Origin of the sequence: Streptomyces sp. NPDC001532, from assembly GCF_040298625.1 — a bacterium.
In the GTDB taxonomy this organism is placed as follows: Bacteria; Actinomycetota; Actinomycetes; order Streptomycetales; family Streptomycetaceae; genus Streptomyces.
This window is the reverse complement of the sequence record NZ_JBEPAL010000005.1, coordinates 151488-169283: the sequence shown is the minus strand read 5'-3', so window position 1 is coordinate 169283 and position 17796 is coordinate 151488. Positions and strand designations below refer to the sequence as shown.

Here is a 17796-nt window from a genome sequence, read left to right as displayed (position 1 = left end):
TCGTGGACCTGCCCCGTGAAGCACGACGTCGGGGCCGTGATCCTCGAGGAACGGTGACGAGGAGAAGGGTGAGTGACCGAGATGGTCTTTTCGAAAGCGCTGGAGGACTGGGTCTACTGGGACCAGGCCGCGTACGAGCTGGGGTTGAGCCTCGGTGTGCTCAAGGCTGACGTTCCCTTCTCGCGGAGCAAGAGGATCTTCTGGGAAGACAACCCGGCCGGGCGGGCTCTCCATGCCACCCTCTTGGCGCTCGTGGAAGCCGGCGTGCTGGAGTCGCGCGACGACGACGAGGAGTTTCGGTGGTCGTCGACCAAGTTCCTGAACGTGTTCGACGACTGAACTCCAGCCGCCGCCCTGGTGCCTGCTGCTACTTCGGCCTTGTCCTGGGAGGCGGCGGACACAGGCCCCCACCACGGCGGCGTCCTGCTGCCGGACGCTCTGCGCCGGCTGTGGCGGCCCGACGAGGATTGATCGATACACCCATCATCCAACCTGGCACCGGCGTAAAGCTCCTCCTGGCCCACCTGCGCCCCGGTCGGAACGACCGGCCGAGGAAGCGCGGCCGGGCGTTCCGGAGGAACGGCCACGACTTCGCGGTCAGAGCTCGCCGCGGCGTGCGAGCTGCTTCAGCGCGTTCTCACGGATGATCTCGTTCTCGTCGTCGCGCAAGCCCTCGAGGGCTTCCCGGGCCTCCGGGCCGGGAATGGCGCCGAGAGCCCAGATCGCCTTCACCGCGAGCGCCCGGTTCTCGTCCCATTCCAGGTGCTCGGGAACCCAGCGAGCCGCCTTGACCAGCGTCGGCACCGTGTTGGGCGAGCGGAGCTTGCCCAACACGGACACGGTGTCCTCGTGCCCCCTGTGCCAGTCGGCAGGGAACAGCTCGATCAACGGCTCCAGGAACTCCTCGCCCGAGGCGTCGGCGGCGGCATGGACGATCAACGCCATCTCGACGTCGTCGGCGTCCCGGCGCTCCATGGCGTCCCGGAGCAGCCGGAGCGCCAGGGCTCCACCGTCGGACTCGCCGAAATGGGCGAGCACCTCGTCGAGCGTGTTCGTCGCGCCTTCGCCCGGTGCGATCACCAGGCCCATGACCAGATCCTGCTCCTCAGGGGTCATCGCCTGACCACCTCCCCTGTGCGGAACGCCCCAGGTCCTGGGGGACCCCAGCAAGATCATTCTTGCCGGGTGCCTCCCGGACTCGAATGCGTGAACATCGGCTCGGCCGGCCCTTCGGGACGTGGGCGTCGAGACTGGGCGAGACCACGGCATGCACGCGCCGCGGCACTTCTACGCCTCGCTGCTGCACGCGGGTGAGCATCGAGCCACTCAGTACCGCGTCTTCTCGGAGAGGGCACCCGCCGCCGACGGCCCGGACACGGCCCACGAGGACGCCTGGCCCTCTGACCCGCGGTTGTCTCAGTAGCCGAAGTCCTGCGTCCACCAAGGGCCGCCCGGGCCGAAGTGGACTCCGACTCCGAGGGTGGTGAACTCGCAGTTCAGTATGTTGGCGCGGTGGCCGGGGCTGTTCATCCAGGCCTCCATGACGGCTGCCGCGTCGGACTGGCCGCGGGCTATGTTCTCGCCGCCGAGGTCGGATATGCCGGCCTTCTCCGCCCGGTCCCACGGGGTCGCCCCGCCGGGGTCGGTGTGGTCGAAGAAGTCGCGTGCCGCCATGTCCTCGCTGAAGTCCCGGGCCAGCTTCGACAGCGCGCTGTTGGCGGCCACGGGGCGGCAACCGGCCTTCGCCCGCTCCTCGTTGACCAGTTGCAGGACCTCCGCCTCGGCGGCGCTCTGCGCGGAGACGGTCACGGGGGCGCTGGTCTGCTCCGGCGCCTTGGTCGCCGTACGCGACGGCGTCGGCGTCGGCTTCGGCTCGGGCTTCTTCGACGGGGTGGTCGTCGGCTTCTCGGAGGGCTTCTCGGACGGCTTCTCCGTGGTCGGCGAGGCCGACGGGGAGGAGGCGGAGGTGGAGGGAGCCGCCGACGGCGAGGTGGAGCCCTCGGTGCCGCTGCTCGCCGAGGCGCCGCTGTCCTGGGTCTCGGCGCTGCCGGAGGTGCCGCCCAGCGGGCCCTCGGTGTTGCCGGAGCCGCCCTCGGTGGCCTGCACCCGGTCGCCGCTGCCGCCGCCGAGCGTGTAGTTGTCGCCGCCGGGCAGCACACCGGTGGCCACCGCGACCGTACCGAGGGCGACCGCCGCGGAGACGCCGAGCAGACCGGTGCGGACCGGAGTCGCGCCCTTCTTGCGGCGGCGGTGCGAGCGTCCGTGCGACGCGGACCCCTCGGGGGAGTAGCCGCCGGTGCCGCCGCCGCGGTGGTCCTCGCCGGTGGCGAAGAGGTAGGCGTCGCTGCGGGCCTGCGCCTGGGCGTAGGCCTCGGGGTTCAGATAGGGCGCGATGCCCGGCTCCGGGTGGTCGCTCGTGCGGAGCGGACCACGGCTGCCGCCGCCCTGTGCCGGCGTGACCCCCGTGGCGCGGCCCGTGGCGGCTCGGCCGGCGGCGGAGCGTCGGTGGCGTCCCATGTATCGGCCTTCCTCGTCCCTCGTGCTCGTCCTCACGGTCGACTCGCCCCGGCGGTCAACCAAACTCACCTGATCGAGTGAGTTTCATATGAGATGCATTGGGGCTGGACGGTACCGCATGGCGGTGGGGGAGGAAGTGTCCCGAGAGACATTGCCCGGTTAGGTTGCACCCATGAGCGAGGATGTACGACTGGTCGCCTGGGTGCGTGGACACGTGCAAGGCGTGGGTTTCCGCTGGTTCACGCGGGCCAAGGCGCTGGAGATCGGCGGTCTGAGTGGTTTTGCTCTCAATTTGGCCGACGGTCGCGTCCAGGTGGTCGCCGAAGGGTCGCGCCAGGGCTGCCAGGGACTGCTGGAGTGGCTGGAGGGGGACGACACGCCCGGCCGCGTGGACGGTGTCACCGAGATCTGGGACACACCCCGCGGCGGCTACGACGGCTTCGCGATCCGCTGATCCGGTGCCGCCCGGCGACCGCCGACGGGCGGTGGTACATGCCGTGGGCAGCTGCCCCTGAGGGAAAGCCCCAGGTGGTTGCCAAGAACCCCTTGCCGTGGAAGGCTCCGCACGGAAAGATGATCGCCACGCCCTGAGGCCCCGCAGGAGTCGCAGCGCCGCCGCTTCCCGGCCGCGCGCACGCGGGTTGCCGTCAATACGGGGCGTGATCGTGTTGACCGTCAAACTTTTTGGTGAGACGCTGAAAGCCCCGCGCACCTCAGCTGTTTGGCATGGTTGAACGGCAGCAAGAACTCCATAGTGCCAAGCACCGCGGGTGCGAATCCCTCACGACCCACACCGCTTCGGTCGGTCACTCATTGTGGAGGACCATCCATCATGGCAAAGGCGCTTCTCGGTTACGTCGGCGGCTCCGACCCGCGACTCCTCGCCGAGATGCGACGGCTCCAGCAGCGCGTCCAGGACCTGGAATCCGAGCTTGTACGCATCCAGGCGGAGAACGACGCCCTGACGGCTGCCGCTTCTCACCACGAGATCATGGAGAGCATCGACGCACACCAGGCGGAGCCTGCGCTCACCTGATCACTGCATCACACAACGACACGCAGTGGTTGGGCTGCTCGTATCAACCGCTCGGCTGTCAGAAATTGCAAGGGACGCCTCGGCGTCCCTTCTTTCTTTCCCCCCGGCATCCTTCAGCTTCTATAACGTCTGGTGTGCCCTGCGCGTTCACCGGCGAAACCGCGCGTTCGTGGAGTGAGACAACCCCGGCGGGTAGAGTCCGGCGGCGTGCACCTCAAGGCCCTGACCCTTCGCGGGTTCAAGTCGTTCGCCTCGGCCACCACGCTCCGGTTCGAGCCGGGCATCACCTGCGTCGTCGGCCCGAACGGCTCGGGCAAGTCCAACGTGGTGGACGCGCTCAGCTGGGTCATGGGTGAACAGGGCGCGAAGTCGCTGCGCGGCGGCAAGATGGAGGACGTCATCTTCGCCGGCACCACCGGCCGTCCGCCGCTCGGCCGGGCCGAGGTGTCGCTGACCATCGACAACTCCGACGGGGCGCTGCCCATCGAGTACGCCGAGGTCACCATCACGCGGATCATGTTCCGCAACGGCGGCAGCGAGTACCAGATCAACGGCGACACCTGCCGCCTGCTCGACATCCAGGAACTCCTCTCCGACTCCGGCATCGGCCGCGAGATGCACGTCATCGTCGGCCAGGGCCAGCTCGACTCGGTGCTGCACGCCGACCCCATGGGCCGCCGCGCCTTCATCGAGGAGGCCGCGGGCGTCCTCAAGCACCGCAAGCGCAAGGAGAAGGCGCTGCGGAAGCTGGACGCGATGCAGGCCAACCTCGCGCGCGTGCAGGACCTGACGGACGAACTGCGCCGGCAGTTGAAACCGCTGGGCCGCCAGGCCGCCGTCGCCCGCCGGGCCGCCGTCATCCAGGCCGACCTGCGCGACGCCCGGCTGCGCCTCCTGGCCGACGACCTCGTACGGCTGCGCGAGGCACTGCGGGCCGAGGTCGCCGACGAGGCCGCGCTGAAGGAACGCAAGGAGACGGCCGAGGAGGAGCTGCGCAAGGCGCTCCAGCGCGAGGCCCTGCTGGAGGACGAGGTGCGCCGGCTCACCCCGCGCCTCCAGCGCGCCCAGCACACCTGGTACGAGCTGTCCCAGCTCGCCGAGCGGGTGCGCGGCACCGTCTCGCTGGCCGAGGCGCGGGTCAAGAGCGCCACCTCCGCCCCGCCCGAGGAACGGCGCGGCCGCGACCCCGAGGACCTGGAGCGCGAGGCCGCGAGGGTCCGCGAGCAGGAGGCGGAACTGGAGGCGGCCCTGGACGCGGCGCAGCACGCGCTGGAGGACACGGTCGCGCACCGCGCCGAACTGGAGCGCGAGCTGGCCGCGGAGGAACGCCGCCTCAAGGACGTCGCCCGGGCGATCGCCGACCGGCGCGAAGGGCTGGCCCGGCTGAACGGCCAGGTCAACGCGGCCCGCTCGCGGGCGGCCGCCGCCCAGTCCGAGATCGACCGGCTGGCCGCCGCCCGTGACGAGGCGCAGGAGCGGGCCGTCGCCGCGCAGGAGGAGTACGAGGCGCTGAAGGCCGAGGTCGACGGGCTCGACGCGGGCGACGCGGAGCTGGCCGAGCGGCACGAGGACGCCAAGGCGCGGCTCGCCGAGGCCGAGGCCGCGCACGCCGCCGCCCGCGAGGCCGTCACCGCCGCCGAACGCAGCCGGGCCGCGACCCACGCCCGCCACGAGGCCCTGGCCCTGGGCCTGCGCCGCAAGGACGGCACCGGCGCGCTGCTCGCCGCGCGGGACCGTCTCACCGGTCTGCTGGGCCCCGCCGCCGAACTCCTCACCGTGACACCCGGCTACGAGGTGCCCCTCGCCGCGGCGTTCGGCGCCGCCGCCGACGCCATCGCGGTGACCACTCCCGCGATGGCCGCCGAAGCGATTCGCCTGCTCCGCAAACAGGACGGCGGCCGGGCCGCGCTGCTGCTGGCGGGGGGCCCGGAGGAACCCGGAGCCCCGGAGGAGCGTGGGGCCGGGGAGGAGCGAGGGAGTGAGGAGGAGCGGGATGCTTCGGAGGGCCAGAGGGCTCCGCGAGCCGCCGCCGACCTCGTCCGCGCTCCCGGCGAGCTGATGCCCGCCGTACGGCGGTTGCTGCGGGGCATCGTGGTCGTGGGGACCCTGGAGGAGGCCGAGGAGCTGGTCTACGCGCGGCCCGAGCTGACCGCGGTGACCGCGGAAGGGGACCTGCTGGGGGCGTACTTCGCGCACGGCGGGTCCGCGGGGGCGCCGAGTCTGCTGGAGGTGCAGGCCTCCGTGGACGAGGCCGCCACCGAGCTCGCGGAGCTGGCGGTGCGGTGCGAGGAGCTGGCCGAGGCGCAGCGGGCGGCGGCCGAGCGGCGCCGGGAGTGTGCCGGGCTGGTGGAGGAACTGGGGGAGCGGCGCCGGGCCGCCGACCGGGAGAAGTCGGCCGTGGCGCAGCAGCTGGGGCGGCTCGCCGGGCAGGCGCGCGGTGCCGCGGGTGAGGCGGAGCGGTCGGTCGCCGCGGCCGCGCGGGCGCAGGAGGCGCTGGACCGGGCGCTGGAGGAGGCCGAGGAGCTGGCCGAGCGGCTCGCCGTGGCCGAGGAGCTGCCGATCGAGGAGGAGCCGGACACCTCGGTGCGTGACCGGCTCGCCGCCGACGGCGCCAACGCGCGGCAGACCGAGATGGAGGCCCGGCTTCAGGTCCGTACGCACGAGGAGCGGGTGAAAGGGCTGGCCGGACGTGCCGACTCCCTGGACCGCGCGGCCCGTGCCGAACGTGAGGCACGCGCGCGTGCGGAGCAGCGGCGCGCCCGGCTGCGGCACGAGGCGGCCGTCGCCGAGGCCGTCGCCGCGGGCGCCCGCGTGCTGCTCGCGCACGTCGAGGTCTCCCTGGCCCGCGCCGACGCCGAACGCACCGCCGCGGAGGCCGCCAAGGCGCTCAGCGAGCGGGAGCTGGCCGCCGCCCGTACGCGCGGGCGGGATCTGAAGGCGGAGCTCGACAAGCTCACCGACTCGGTGCACCGGGGCGAGGTGCTGGGTGCCGAGAAGCGGCTGCGGATCGAGCAGCTGGAGACCCGGGCGCTGGAGGAGCTGGGTGTGGAGCCGGAGGGGCTGGTCGGCGAGTACGGCCCGCACCAGCTCGTACCGCCCTCGCCGCCGGCCGAGGGCGAGGAGCTGCCGGAGGATCCGGAGCATCCGCGGCACCGGCCGAGGCCGTTCGTCCGCGCGGAGCAGGAGAAGCGGCTGAAGGCGGCCGAACGGGCGTATCAGCAGCTCGGGAAGGTGAATCCGCTCGCTCTGGAGGAGTTCACGGCGCTCGAGGAGCGCCACAAGTTCCTCAGCGAGCAGCTGGAGGACCTGAAGAAGACCCGCGCGGACCTGCTCCAGGTCGTGAAGGAGGTCGACCTGCGGGTCGAGCAGGTCTTCACGGAGGCGTACCGGGACACGGCCCGCGAGTTCGAGGGTGTGTTCGGGAGGCTGTTCCCGGGCGGTGAGGGGCGGCTGATCCTGACCGACCCCGACAACATGCTCACCACCGGCGTGGACGTCGAGGCCCGGCCGCCGGGCAAGAAGGTGAAGCGGCTCAGCCTGCTGTCGGGCGGTGAACGGTCGCTGACCGCTGTGGCCCTGCTGGTGTCGATCTTCAAGGCCCGGCCCAGTCCGTTCTATGTGATGGACGAGGTCGAGGCCGCGCTCGACGACACCAACCTCCAGCGGCTGATCCGGATCATGCAGGAGTTGCAGGAGGCCTCGCAGCTCATCGTCATCACGCACCAGAAGCGGACGATGGAGGTCGCCGACGCGCTGTACGGCGTCTCGATGCAGGGCGACGGTGTGTCGAAGGTCATCAGCCAGCGCCTGCGTTGATCGCGCGCTACGGGGCACCGGTCTACACCAGTCGTGACCTGCTTACTCTCACACATCCTTCAAGAAGTGAACACAAGACTGATCTGGCGTGGCTGAAAACTTACAGTCTTGGCCTATTGACTTCGAAAACTGAAGGCATAGTCTCTGCAACGTTGCTTTTACCTTCAGGTGTGAGCGGCCGGGGCCTGTGCACCACTGGGAGCACTCGACCCGCCCCCCGCCTGGAAGGGCTCGCCCCCACGCCGGCAGCGCTGCCGGCGGCCCGAGGAGTTACCCACGTGACCAGCACAGCGCAGGCACCTCAGTCAGGAGCCAAGTCGGCGCACCCCGAACATCTCGGGCACGTCGTCTTCATCACCGCCGCAGCCGCCATGGGCGGTTTCCTGTTCGGCTACGACAGCTCTGTCATCAACGGTGCGAACGGCGGCATCCAGGCCCGGTTCGACCTCAGCTCCGGTGCCACCGGAACGGTCGCCGCCTGCGCCCTGCTGGGCAGCGCCGTGGGCGCGGCCGTCGCGGGCCGGATCGCCGACCGCATCGGCCGTATCCGCGTCATGCAGATCGCCGCCGTCCTGTTCGCCGTGAGCGCGGTGGGCTCCGGTCTGCCGTTCGCCGCCTGGGACCTCGCCGCCTGGCGGGTGCTCGGCGGCATAGCCATCGGTATGGCCTCGGTCATCGGCCCGGCCTACATCGCCGAGGTCGCCCCGCCCGCCTACCGAGGCAGGCTCGCCTCGTTCCAGCAGGCCGCCATCGTCATCGGCATCGCCATCTCGCAGCTCGTGAACTGGGCCATCCTCAACATGGCCGACGGTGAGGAGCGCGGCGAGATCGCCGGCCTGGAGGCCTGGCAGTGGATGCTCGGTGTGATGCTGGTGCCGGCCGTGATCTACGGCCTGCTCTCCTTCGCGATCCCCGAGTCGCCGCGTTACCTGATCAGCGTGGGCCGTACCGACGACGCCAAGAAGGTGCTCGCCGACGTCGAGGGCGACATCGACCTGGACGCCCGGGTCAGCGAGATCGACCTGGCGATGCGCAGCGACCACAAGTCCACCTTCAAGGACCTGCTGGGCGGCCGCTTCGGTCTGCTGCCGATCGTCTGGATCGGTATCGGCCTCTCCGTCTTCCAGCAGCTGGTCGGCATCAACGTCATCTTCTACTACTCGAACCTGCTGTGGCAGTCCGTCGGCGTCGACCCGTCGAGCTCCTTCTTCTACTCGTTCGAGACCTCGATCATCAACATCATCGGTACCGTGATCGCGATGATCTTCGTCGACCGCATCGGCCGCAAGCCGCTGGCGCTCATCGGCTCGGTCGGCATGGGCATCTCGCTGGCGCTGGCCGCCTGGGCCTTCTCCTACCAGCACGGCAGCGACCCGCTGCCGACCGCGCAGGGTGCCGTGGCGCTGATCGCCGCCAACGCGTTCGTGCTCTTCTTCGCCCTGTCCTGGGGTGTGGTCGTCTGGGTCATGCTCGGCGAGGTCTTCCCGAACAAGATCCGCGCCGCCGCGCTCGGTGTGGCCGCCTCGGCCCAGTGGATCGCCAACTGGGTGATCACCATCACCTTCCCGGACCTCTCGGAGTGGAACCTCTCGCTCACCTACGTCGCGTACGCGGTGTTCGCCTTCCTCTCCATCCCGTTCATCCTCAAGTTCGTGCCCGAGACCAAGGGCAAGAAGCTGGAGGACATGGGCTGACCGGCCCTCCTGGAAGTCGAGGAGAGGGCCAAGTCCCCGCTGCCCGCTCCTCGATACCCGTAAGACGTACTGCCCCGGCTCGCACGACGAGCCGGGGCAGTACGTCTTCGCGCCGCGGCCGCGTGTCACAAGCTGGGGCGGGTCGAGGCCCATGGCTGATACTGGACGGGTTATGGACATCGTCATCCTTGCTGTAGTCATCGCCGTGGTCGTGCTCGGCGCGCTCGGCGGGCTCGTGGTCGGCAGCCGGCGGAAGAAGTCGCTGCCCCCGCCGCCCCCCACCACGCCCGACCTCACCGCTCCTCCCGCCGAGCCGCACGTCGGCGACGAGGCCGAGACGCCGAAGGAGGAACCGCGCCGCACGATAGAGGAGGTGGACCTCCCGGGCGGCTCGGCCCCGGTCGGCGTCGAGGAGCCACCCGCTGTCGTCGCTCCGGAGATCGAGATCCCGGAGCCCACCGCCGGGCGCCTGGTGCGCCTGCGCGCCCGCCTCTCCCGCTCCCAGAACGCCCTGGGCAAGGGCCTGCTCACGCTGCTCTCGCGCGAGCACCTGGACGAGGACACCTGGGAGGAGATCGAGGACACCCTGCTCACCGCCGACGTCGGCGTCCAGCCCACTCAGGAGCTGGTCGAGCGGCTGCGCGAGCGGGTGAAGGTGCTCGGCACCCGCACCCCCGTGGAGCTGCGCGGCCTGCTGCGCGAGGAGCTGCTGACGCTGGTCGGCACCGGCTTCGACCGCACCGTGAAGACCGAGCCCGAGGGCCGCAAGCCCGGCATCGTGATGGTCGTCGGGGTCAACGGCACCGGCAAGACCACCACCACCGGCAAGCTCGCCCGTGTCCTGGTCGCCGACGGCAACTCCGTCGTCCTGGGCGCCGCCGACACCTTCCGCGCGGCCGCCGCCGACCAGCTCCAGACCTGGGGCGAGCGCGTCGGCGCCCACACCGTGCGCGGCCCCGAGGCCGGCGACCCGGCCTCCGTCGCCTTCGACGCCGTCAAGGAGGGCAAGGAGATCGGCGCCGACGTGGTGCTCATCGACACGGCCGGGCGGCTGCACACCAAGACCGGGCTCATGGACGAGCTCGGCAAGGTCAAGCGGGTCGTCGAGAAGCACGCCCCGCTCGACGAGGTGCTGCTCGTCCTCGACGCCACCACCGGCCAGAACGGTCTCGTGCAGGCCCGCGTGTTCGCCGAGGTCGTCGACATCACCGGCATCGTGCTCACCAAGCTCGACGGCACCGCCAAGGGCGGCATCGTGGTCGCCGTCCAGCGCGAGCTGGGTGTCCCGGTCAAGCTGATCGGCCTCGGCGAGGGCGCGGACGACCTCGCGCCGTTCGAGCCGGAGGCGTTCGTCGACGCGCTCATCGGAGAGTGAGCGGACCCGCGAACCCGCCCGCACCACGAAGCGCCCGCCCCCTGGTGAACAAAGGGGACGGGCGCTTCGTCGTACGGGCCGCCGCGTCGCGCCGGGAGAGCCGCGTCCGCTCGGTGCCTCGTCCGTGCGCACTCCGTCTGTACGCGCTCCGTCCGTGCTCGCTACGCCCGTGAGCGGTGCCCGTGCTCGCTACGCCCGTGAGCGGTGCGCCACGTAGGCCAGCGTGCCGAGCAGCAGCCGGGCCTCCGGCGGGCGGGTCGCGGAGTCCAGCGCGGGGGAGCGCAGCCAGCGGACCGGGCCGAGGCCGCCGCGGTCGGAGGGCGGCGCGGTGATGAAGGTGCCCTTGCCGAGCCCGCGCAGGTCCAGGCTCGGGTCGTCCCAGCCCATCCGGTAGAGCAGCGCGGGAAGCTCGGCCGCGGCCCCGGGGGCGACGAGGAAGTGGGCCCGGCCGTCCGGGGTGGCGGCCACCGGGCCGAGGGGGAGGCCCATGCGCTCCAGTCGGACCAGGGCCCGCCGGCCGGCCGACTCGGCCACCTCGATCACGTCGAACGCCTGGCCGACCGGCAGCATCACCGCCGCACCCGGGAACTCCGCCCAGGCGTCGGTCACCTCGTCGAGGGTGGCGCCGGCCGGCACCCTGGGGGCGAACGTCAGCGGATGCGCGCCCGGTGCGCGGCAGTCGGGGCGGCCGCAGGAGCACAGGCCCGCGGCGGCCCGCGCGCCCGGGACGACGTCCCATCCCCACAGTCCGGTGTACTCGGCCACGGCGGTGCACTCCGAGGTGCGGCCGCGGCGGCGCGAGCCGGACCGGATGTCGCGGATGCCCCGACTGCTGCCGATCGTGAAGCCCATGCCCCCTCCAACGGGTCCGACGCACCGGTGGTTACGAGGCGGATCGAGCCGACTGCGGAACGTGACGTCCTCCCGTCCCGGCTGCCCGGTGCCGCGCGATCCACTCGGCGTCCGGAGGCGTGCCGGGTGGTGCACTCGGAGGTGCGCGCCCCTGAGTGCATCGCTCCGCTCATCACCGCCTGTCCTGTGTCAAGTGAATCGTGTGGCGGCGGCCGTGAGTTCATTCGAAGGGGTGGCGAATGGTGGCGTTTCCCGATTCGCCATGGCCGGACGGGTGATCGTAGGATTACTTTGAGTGCACGATAGGTCGGGGCACATGCCCCTGTGGGTATGCCGGAGGCAAGTCGGATTCCCGTTCGAAGGGTGACAATCCCGAGACGGGCGGCCCGCTTGACGGGCATTCTGATAAGGCTTGGCGCACTCGATGACAAGCGGTCTGAGGGATGGGGGCGTTCCAGTGGGCGGCAACGGCGGAAGCGGGACGAACGCTGAGAAGCGCCCGAATGAGCTGTTGGGCTCGTGGTTCGTGCGCAGCGGCTGGTCGAAGGGCGAGCTCGCCCGTCAGGTCAACCGCCGGGCACGGCAGTTGGGCGCCAACCACATCTCGACGGACACCTCGCGGGTCCGGCGCTGGCTCGACGGCGAGAACCCGCGCGAGCCGATCCCGAGGATCCTGTCCGAGCTGTTCTCCGAGCGGTTCGGCTGCGTCGTCTCCGTCGAGGACCTGGGCCTGCGCACCGTCCGCCAGTCACCCTCCGCGTCCGGTGTCGACATGCCCTGGACGGGTCCGCAGACGGTGGCCCTGCTCAGCGAGTTCTCGCGCAGCGACCTGATGCTGGCGCGGCGCGGCTTCCTCGGAACCTCGCTGGCCCTGTCCGCGGGCCCGGCCCTCATCGAGCCCATGCAGCGCTGGCTCGTCCCCGCCCCGCCCGCCCTGCCGCAGGAACCCCAGGCCGTGCCGACCACCCGCGCGCGCGGACGGCTGTCCAAGCCCGAGCTGGACCTGCTGGAGTCCACCACCGTGATGTTCCGGCAGTGGGACGCCCAGTGCGGCGGCGGGCTGCGCCGCAAGGCGGTCGTCGGCCAGTTGCACGAGGTCACCGACCTGCTCCAGGAGCCGCAGCCGCAGGCCACCACCCGCAAGCTCTTCAAGGTCGCCGCCGAACTGGCCGAACTGGCCGGGTGGATGAGCTACGACGTGGGCCTCCAGCCCACCGCCCAGAAGTACTTCGTCCTCGCCCTGCACGCCGCCAAGGAGGCCGGCGACCGCCCCCTCGGCTCGTACGTGCTGTCCAGCATGAGCCGCCAGATGATCCACCTGGGCCGGCCCGAGGACGCCCTGGAGCTGATCCACCTCGCGCAGTACGGCAGCCGCGACTGCGCGAGCCCGCGCACCCAGTCGATGCTGTATGCGATGGAGGCCCGCGCCTACGCCAACATGGGCCAGCCCGGCAAGACCAAACGGGCCGTGCGGATGGCCGAGGACACCTTCGCCGAGGCCGACGACTGGGACGAGCCGGACCCCGACTGGATCCGCTTCTTCTCCGAGGCCGAGCTGTACGGCGAGAACAGCCACTCCTACCGCGATCTCGCCTATGTCGCCGGCCGCAGCCCCACCTACGCCTCCCTGGCCGAGCCGCTGATGCAGCGGGCCGTCGAGCTGTTCGCCCAGGACACCGAGCACCAGCGGTCGTACGCGCTGAACCTCATCGGCATGGCCAGCGTCCATCTGCTCCAGCGCGAGCCGGAGAAGAGCGCCGTCTTCGCCGAACAGGCCATGCACATCGCCAAGAAGGTCCGCTCCGAACGGGTGAACACTCGTATCCGAAAGACCGTCGACACCGCCGCCCGCGACTTCGGTGATCTCGCCGAGGTCGTCGACCTCACCGACAAGCTCGCCGCCGAGCTGCCGGAGACCGCGGAGGCGGTCTGAGAACCGTGGCGGCGGTCTGAGAGACCGCTCCACCCCAAGCCCCGGCCGCGGCCGGCCCTCCCGAACTGCCCGACTCGGCTCCCCCACGCCAGGTCATCGGAAGGCCGCCCGCGGCCGGTTTCTTGCTTCCTTCGAAGGTTGCGCCACGATAACGATCGCGCGGCCCGAGATCTGCCAATTCATCGACGCGTAACACGCACGGCGCCTTCGTCACCGCCGCGAAACAACGAGGGGCTTCCACCGAAACCGCGCTGCGCCAATCTCTTGGCGCATAACCGGCCCACCCCTCACTCCGCTCCAGGCTTCGCCCGCACGGGGCCGTATCCAACGACGAGGAGACGCCGATGGCACCAGCCATCACGCTTGCCGCAGAGCCGCAGATCTCTGCCGCCAACACCGGCTTCATGCTCATCTGCTCCGCCCTTGTGATGTTGATGACCCCGGCCCTGGCCTTCTTCTACGGAGGCATGGTCCGGGTCAAGAGCACCCTGAACATGCTGATGATGAGCTTCATCAGCCTGGGCATCGTCACCATCCTGTGGGTGCTGTACGGCTTCTCCATGGCCTTCGGTAACGACTCCGGCGGAATCCTCGCCTGGAACTCCGACTACGTCGGCTTCACGGGCATCGACAAGGACGCGATCTGGGACGGCTACACCATCCCGGTCCTCGTCTTCGCCGTCTTCCAGCTGATGTTCGCGATCATCACCCCGGCCCTGATCAGCGGTGCCCTCGCCGACCGGGTCAAGTTCACCGCCTGGGCGCTGTTCATCGCGCTGTGGGCCACCGTCGTCTACTTCCCCGTCGCCCACTGGGTCTGGGGCACCGGCGGCTGGGCCTTCGAGCTGGGCGTGATCGACTTCGCCGGTGGTACGGCGGTCCACATCAACGCCGGTGCCGCCGCGCTCGGCGTGATCCTCGTCATCGGCAAGCGGGTCGGCTTCAAGAAGGACCCGATGCGCCCGCACAGCCTGCCGCTGGTCATGCTCGGCGCCGGTCTGCTGTGGTTCGGCTGGTTCGGCTTCAACGCGGGCTCCTGGCTCGGCAACGACGACGGCGTCGGCTCCCTGATGTTCGTCAACACCCAGGTCGCCACCGCCGCCGCCATGCTCGCCTGGCTGATCTACGAGAAGCTGCGGCACGGCGCGTTCACCACCCTCGGTGCCGCCTCCGGTGCCGTCGCCGGTCTGGTCGCCATCACCCCGGCCGGCGGCGCGGTCGACCCGCTCGGCGCGATCGCGGTCGGCGCCATCGCCGGTCTGCTGTGCGCCATGGCCGTCGGCCTGAAGTACAAGTTCGGCTACGACGACTCCCTCGACGTCGTCGGCGTCCACCTCGTCGGCGGTGTCGTCGGCTCGCTGCTCATCGGCTTCTTCGCCTCCGGCGAGGGCCAGTCCGACGTCAAGGGCCTCTTCTACGGCGGCGACGCCGCCCAGCTGGGCAAGCAGGCCGCCGGTGTCTTCGCGGTCCTCGCCTACTCCCTGGTCGTCTCCGCGATCCTCGCCTTCGTCCTCGACAAGACGATCGGCATGCGGGTCCCCGAGGACGACGAGGTGACCGGCATCGACCAGGCCGAGCACGCGGAGACCGCATACGACTTCAGCGGCGCCGGCGGCGGCACCTCCCGCTCCGCCTCCGTGCCCGCCACCCCGGTCGCCCAGGCCGAGAACAAGAAGGTGGACGCATGAAGCTCATCACCGCCGTCGTGAAGCCCCACCGGCTCGACGAGATCAAGGAAGCCCTCCAGGCCTTCGGCGTGCACGGCCTGACGGTCACCGAGGCGAGCGGCTACGGTCGTCAGCGGGGACACACCGAGGTCTACCGGGGTGCCGAGTACACCGTCGACCTGGTCCCCAAGATCCGCATCGAGGTGCTGGCCGAGGACGACGACGCCGAGCAGCTGATCGACGTCATCGTCAAGGCGGCCCGCACCGGCAAGATCGGTGACGGCAAGGTCTGGTCCCTCCCGGTCGAGACGGCCGTGCGGGTCCGCACCGGCGAGCGCGGCCCGGACGCGCTCTGACGAGAAGCGCGCCGGAAGCGATCCGGCGGAACGCGCTCTGACGAAGAGAACAGGAGTCGCTGGGTGACGAGTACGGACGCACGTACGGAAGCAGAGGACTCGGGACCCAGCGGCTACGCGGCGGCCCGGCTGCGCCTCCTCCAGGAGGGGGCGCGGTCCGGGCCGCCGCGCCGTACCGCCCTCTCCGAGCTGACCGACGACTGGCTGTCGGGGCTGTTCGACGCGGGAGTCGCGGCGGGCGGCGGGCTGAAGGGCGTCTCGCTCATCGCCGTCGGCGGCTACGGCCGCGGGGAGCTGTCGCCGCGCAGCGACCTCGACCTGCTGCTGCTCCACGACGGCGCCGACGCCGACGCGATCGCCGCCCTCGCCGACCGCCTCTGGTACCCCGTATGGGACCTCGGACTCGCGCTCGACCACTCGGTGCGCACCCCGGCCGAGGCCCGCAAGACCGCCGGCGAGGACCTGAAGGTCCAGCTCGGTCTCCTGGACGCCCGACACCTCGCCGGTGACCTCGGTCTCACCGCCGGACTGCGCACGGCCGTCCTCGCCGACTGGCGCAACCAGGCGCCCAAGCGCCTGCCCGAGCTCCAGGAGCTGTGCGCCGAGCGCGCGAAACGCCAGGGCGAGCTCCAATACCTGCTGGAACCGGATCTGAAGGAGGCCCGCGGCGGCCTCAGGGACGCCACCGCGCTGCGTGCCGTCGCCGCCTCCTGGCTGGCCGACGCCCCGCGCGAGGGCCTGGCCGACGCCCGGCGCCGGCTCCTCGACGTGCGGGACGCCCTGCACCTCGCCACCGGGCGCGCCACCGACCGGCTCGCCCTCCAGGAGCAGGACCAGGTCGCCGCCGAGCTTGGCCTGCTCGACGCCGACACCCTGCTGCGGCAGGTGTACGAGGCGGCGCGGCTCATCTCGTACGCCAGTGATGTCACCTGGCGTGAAGTGGGGCGCGTGCTGCGCTCGCGCGCCGTGCGGCCCCGGTTGCGCGCCATGCTGGGCGGCGGCAAGCCCGTCGCCGAGCGCTCCCCGCTGGCCGAAGGTGTCGTGGAACAGGACGGCGAGGTGGTGCTCGCCCGCGCCGCGCGCCCCGAACGCGACCCCGTGCTTCCGCTGCGTGCCGCGGCCGCCGCCGCGCAGGCCGGACTCCCGCTCTCCCTGCACGCCGTGCGGCGACTGGCCTCGACCGTGCGCCCGCTGCCCACGCCCTGGCCCGCCGAGGCCCGCGAACAGCTCGTCACCCTGCTCGGCTCCGGCCGCCCGACCGTCGAGGTGTGGGAGGCACTGGAGGCCGAGGGGCTGATCACCCGGCTGCTGCCCGACTGGGAGCGGGTGCGCTGCCGGCCGCAGCGCAACGCCGTGCACATCTGGACCGTCGACCGGCACCTCATCGAGACGGCCGTGCGCGCCTCCGAGTTCACCCGCCGGGTCAGCCGTCCCGACCTGCTGCTGGTCGCCGCGCTGCTGCACGACATCGGCAAGGGCTGGCCCGGCGACCACTCGGTCGCCGGCGAGATCATCGCCCGCGACGTGGCCGGCCGGATCGGCTTCGACCGCGACGACGTGGCCGTGCTCGCCGCCCTCGTACGCCACCATCTGCTGCTCGTGGAGACCGCCACCCGGCGCGACCTTGAGGACCCGGCCACCGTCCGGTCGGTCGCCGAGGCGGTCGGCACCCAGAGCACCCTCGAACTGCTGCACGCCCTCACCGAGGCCGACGCCCTGGCCACCGGACCGGCCGCCTGGTCGTCCTGGCGCGGCTCCCTCGTCGCCGACCTGGTGAAACGCGTCTCCGCGGTGCTCGCGGGCGACGCCCCCGAGGAGCCCGAGGCCGCCGCGCCCACCGCCGAGCAGGAACGGCTCGCCGTCGAGGCGTACCGCACCGGCGGCCCGGTGCTGTCGCTGCGGGCGCAGACCGAGCCCCCGGCGGCGGAGGCGGAGCCGGCGGCCGGCGACCCCGAGCCGCTGGGCGTCGAACTGCTCATCGCCGTACCCGACCAGCCGGGCGTGCTGCCCGCCGTCGCCGGAGTCCTGGCCGTGCACCGCCTCACCGTCCGCACCGCCGAGCTGCGCGCCCTGGAGCTGCCCGACGGCGTCGGCGGCTCGGTGCTGCTGCTCGACTGGCGGGTGGCGGCCGAGTACGGCTCCCTGCCCCAGGCCGCCCGGCTGCGCGCGGACCTCGTACGGGCGCTGGACGGCAGCCTGGACATCGCCGCCCGGCTGGCCGAACGCGACGCCGCCTATCCACGCCGCCGCGGGGTCGTGGCACCGCCGGCGCGGGTGACGGTCGCCTCCGCCGCCTCCCGGCACGCCACGGTGATCGAGGTCCGTGCCCAGGACGCGCCCGGCCTGCTGTTCCGCATCGGGCGGGCCCTGGAGGACGCGAAGGTCCGGGTGCGCAGCGCGCACGCCTCCACGCTCGGCGCGAACGCGGTCGACGCGTTCTACGTCACCGGCTCCGACGGCGTACCGCTGCCCGCGGACGAGGCCACGGCGGTGGCGCGGAAGCTGGAGGAGATGCTGCGCGGGTGACGCCCGCGAGCGCGGGGTCCTCGC

The 17796-nt window shown here is 71.6% G+C and carries 13 protein-coding genes; 10 read left to right on the top strand and 3 right to left on the bottom strand.

Annotation, left to right across the window (positions count from 1 at the left end):
- Positions 1-72 precede the first annotated feature (72 nt).
- The gene (locus ABT232_RS07560) at positions 73-339 is read left to right on the top strand and encodes a hypothetical protein (RefSeq protein WP_351837247.1); all 267 of its coding nucleotides are present in this window, start codon (positions 73-75) and stop codon (positions 337-339) included.
- A 258-nt stretch (positions 340-597) separates the two neighbouring features.
- Here the strand turns inward: ABT232_RS07560 and ABT232_RS07555 are convergent, their stop codons facing one another.
- Together ABT232_RS07555 and ABT232_RS07550 are read right to left on the bottom strand one after the other, a co-directional pair.
- Positions 598-1116, bottom strand: a complete 519-nt coding sequence (locus ABT232_RS07555; protein WP_351837244.1) for a HEAT repeat domain-containing protein — start codon at positions 1114-1116, stop codon at positions 598-600.
- Between the two features lie 300 nt (positions 1117-1416).
- Complete coding sequence (locus ABT232_RS07550) at positions 1417-2517, bottom strand: CAP domain-containing protein (protein ID WP_351837242.1); 1101 nt, start codon at positions 2515-2517, stop codon at positions 1417-1419.
- Between the two features lie 172 nt (positions 2518-2689).
- Here ABT232_RS07550 and ABT232_RS07545 point away from each other — a divergent pair, with 172 nt between their 5' ends.
- From ABT232_RS07545 to ftsY, 5 genes are all read left to right on the top strand, one after another.
- Positions 2690-2971: an acylphosphatase gene (locus tag ABT232_RS07545; protein WP_351837240.1), complete on the top strand. Its 282-nt coding sequence runs from the start codon at positions 2690-2692 to the stop codon at positions 2969-2971.
- Positions 2972-3349: 378 nt separating this feature from the next.
- Positions 3350-3553, top strand: coding sequence for a hypothetical protein (locus tag ABT232_RS07540; protein ID WP_351837238.1), 204 nt, complete (start codon positions 3350-3352; stop codon positions 3551-3553).
- Between the two features lie 207 nt (positions 3554-3760).
- Positions 3761-7369, top strand: a complete 3609-nt coding sequence (gene smc, locus ABT232_RS07535) for a chromosome segregation protein SMC (protein ID WP_351837236.1) — start codon at positions 3761-3763, stop codon at positions 7367-7369.
- Positions 7370-7647: 278 nt separating this feature from the next.
- Positions 7648-9063 (top strand): sugar porter family MFS transporter, encoded by a 1416-nt coding sequence (locus ABT232_RS07530; protein ID WP_351837233.1) that lies wholly within the window; start codon positions 7648-7650, stop codon positions 9061-9063.
- A 172-nt stretch (positions 9064-9235) separates the two neighbouring features.
- Positions 9236-10438, top strand: a complete 1203-nt coding sequence (ftsY, locus tag ABT232_RS07525; protein ID WP_351837231.1) for a signal recognition particle-docking protein FtsY — start codon at positions 9236-9238, stop codon at positions 10436-10438.
- A 189-nt stretch (positions 10439-10627) separates the two neighbouring features.
- Here ftsY and ABT232_RS07520 read toward each other — a convergent pair whose 3' ends face one another.
- On the bottom strand, positions 10628-11290 hold the full coding sequence (locus ABT232_RS07520; protein WP_351837228.1) for a bifunctional DNA primase/polymerase: 663 nt from the start codon (positions 11288-11290) through the stop codon (positions 10628-10630).
- Positions 11291-11747: 457 nt separating this feature from the next.
- Here ABT232_RS07520 and nsdA point away from each other — a divergent pair, with 457 nt between their 5' ends.
- The 4 genes from nsdA to ABT232_RS07500 all read left to right on the top strand — a co-directional run bounded on the left by nsdA (position 11748) and on the right by ABT232_RS07500 (position 17772).
- Positions 11748-13223: a transcriptional repressor NsdA gene (nsdA, locus tag ABT232_RS07515; protein WP_351837226.1), complete on the top strand. Its 1476-nt coding sequence runs from the start codon at positions 11748-11750 to the stop codon at positions 13221-13223.
- 344 nt (positions 13224-13567) lie between these two features.
- Entirely contained in the window at positions 13568-14911 is a 1344-nt protein-coding gene (locus ABT232_RS07510; RefSeq protein WP_351837223.1) for an ammonium transporter, read from the top strand.
- Positions 14908-15246 carry a P-II family nitrogen regulator gene (locus ABT232_RS07505; RefSeq protein ID WP_003997576.1) on the top strand — a complete coding sequence of 113 codons (339 nt, stop codon included), beginning with the start codon at positions 14908-14910 and terminating at the stop codon, positions 15244-15246. The genes ABT232_RS07510 and ABT232_RS07505 overlap by 4 nt, the downstream gene beginning before the upstream one ends.
- Positions 15247-15309: 63 nt before the next feature.
- Complete coding sequence (locus ABT232_RS07500; protein ID WP_351837220.1) at positions 15310-17772, top strand: [protein-PII] uridylyltransferase; 2463 nt, start codon at positions 15310-15312, stop codon at positions 17770-17772.
- Positions 17773-17796: the final 24 nt, after the last annotated feature.